Below are 2,272 nucleotides of genomic sequence, written 5' to 3' on the forward strand. Positions count from 1 at the left end.
CCAGCGATCGCTGACCCACGACTAATTCTTCCGCCGTAAGTTCAGCCGCCGTTGCGGTTGCCCGTTCAACAATGTTAGTCAATCCGTAGCCTCGCTCCAGCAGGCTTTGGTCCTCAAGCGGACTCAGGAGACGATCGCTGAATCCCGCCCTGTGTAGGGTTGGCCAAAAGCGATTGCCCGGACGCGCAAAGTGATGCCCCACTGCTGCACTATACAGGCTTGGGTTAATGCCGCAAAATAAAATGCGCAGGTCAGGCGCAATGATGTCAGGAAGGGTTGTGCCAAATGCAGCCTGAATTTCTTGCTTGGTCGGTTTTGGTAAGCGATTCATCAAATGTTACTGGAAGCAGTCTACTCTTCTCGATCTTAACGAGTTGCTCTGATTCAACTGCAACATTGGAAGACTAAACGCGGCTAATCTTTCACCGTCGAAACCAGCAGTCCCAGCAGCCGATTGAGTGGATTTAAGTAGATTTCATTGAGGTTGATCGTCCTAAGAAAGTGCCAACCTATTCGATGATCGTTTGGAAAAACGCTGAGTTAGTCAGTGCTACGCTATCAAATTCTTCACTAGTTGATTAAAAAACTCCTGCCAACATTGGCAGGAGTCTACATACGCCTGTAGTCTCGATCGATTGGCTATGCTCCAACAGCTTCCTTCGCCGCATAGAGCACTTCCGCAGTAATCACCTCAATGCTGCGCTCCCGCGCAAACTTTTCGGTATTTCGCTTCACTTTGCCGCGCACAAAGCCCGGAATTTTATTCAGTTCTGCCAAGCCATCTTTGCTCCAAGCCATATCAGAATCGGCAGAAATTCCCTTCGTGATCACTTCCTTGGTGTCGTGTCCACCAAAGATTTCTAGTAGGTGATCTTCCATACCCAGCGTGAACGAGTTGTAAATCAAATCCACAAGCTGGTTTGTGCCTTCGTAGCCGAGGAAAGGCTTGTAGCCGATCGGGAAGTTCTGAATGTGAATCGGCGCAGAAATGACTCCGCAGGGAATGTCTAGTCGCTTTCCAACGTGGCGCTCCATTTGGGTGCCAAAGATGGCAGAGGGTTCGGCTTTGGCGATCGCATCGCCGATTGCGCCGTGGTCTTCGCTGATGATCACGTCATCGCAATAGTCCTTAACCTGCTCACGGAACCATTCTTCGTCGTATTTGCAGAATGTACCCGCCCAGACGACCCGGATGCCCATTTCGCGCGAGAGGACTTTGGTGATGGCAGCGGCATGTGTGGAGTCGCCGTAAACGACCGCTTTTTTACCTGTAAGGTTCTGGCAGTCGATCGATCGCGAGAACCAAGCCGCCTGCGAAACGTGCAGCGTTTGCTCGTTGATGAAGCTTTCGTAATTCACGTCAGCTCCCTGCGCGTTCAGAATTTCCTGAATTTTGCGAATGCAGCGAGCCGTTTCCACAACGCCCATCGGCGTAATGTCCACGCAGGGCGTGCCAAATTCAGCTTCCAAGTACTTCGCTGTCAGGACGCCGAGTTCGCGGTAGGGCACCAGATTAAACCACGCTCGCGGCAGGTTCTTCAGGTTGTGGACAGAGGCACCGTCAGGAATCACTTCGTTGACTTCAATGCCAAGATCCGCCATCAGGCGCTTCAGTTCGGTGCAGTCGTGATTGTTGTGGAAGCCGAGAGTGGAGATGCCAATAATGTTGACCGAGGGCTTTTCGGTTTTGTCAGTGGGCAGCGTTCCCTTTTTGCGGGCTTTCTCGATGTAAAACTGAACGATTTGATGCAGCGTCCGATCGGCTGCCTGCAACTCGTTAACGCGGTAGTGGTTGACATCTGCCAGCATTACATCGCCTTTTGACTCTAGCTGGGCACGCTGCACAAAGTTTTCTAAGTCCTCTTGCAGAATGCTGGAAGTGCAGGTTGGCGTCAGCACAATCAAGTCGGGATGTTCTTCAGCGTCCTTGCGGGTAATGTTCTCGACCACTTTTTCCTGCGAGCCTCGCGCTAGGACGTTGCGATCGACCACGCTCGTTGTAACTGGGGTAAAGTTTCGCTCCCGCTCCAGCATCGATCGCATGACGTTGAAGTAGTCGTCACCCAGAGGCGCATGCATGATGGCGTGGACGTTTTTGAAGGAACTGGCAATGCGGAGGGTGCCAATGTGGGCGGGACCTGCATACATCCAGTAAGCCAATTTCATAAAGTGTCTCCGTTATCGTTGAGTTACTATCGCTGATTGAGCGTGGGCAGGCGACGGCTCTAAGTTCCAGGGCTTGTGCTTTTCGATTTTCTCAGAGATAGCGTAG

The 2,272-nt window shown here is 51.8% G+C and carries 2 protein-coding genes; both read right to left on the reverse strand.

Annotated elements, in window-relative coordinates; genetic code table 11:
- Positions 1-331 (reverse strand): mismatch-specific DNA-glycosylase (locus tag H6F43_RS07165; RefSeq protein ID WP_190342080.1); only part of this gene is annotated, 331 nt, incomplete at its 3' end.
- Between the two features lie 308 nt (positions 332-639).
- On the reverse strand, positions 640-2,166 hold the full coding sequence (bchB, locus tag H6F43_RS07170) for a ferredoxin:protochlorophyllide reductase (ATP-dependent) subunit B (RefSeq protein ID WP_190342082.1): 1,527 nt from the start codon (positions 2,164-2,166) through the stop codon (positions 640-642).
- Positions 2,167-2,272 lie beyond the last annotated feature (106 nt).

Source organism: Leptolyngbya sp. FACHB-36, from assembly GCF_014695955.1.
Classification (GTDB): Bacteria; Cyanobacteriota; Cyanobacteriia; order Leptolyngbyales; family Leptolyngbyaceae; genus FACHB-36.

Excerpts from the sequence above, each read along its gene's own strand:
- bchB (WP_190342082.1), bottom strand. The coding sequence starts at position 2,166 with ATGAAATTGGCTTACTGGATGTATGCAGGTCCCGCCCACATTGGCACC.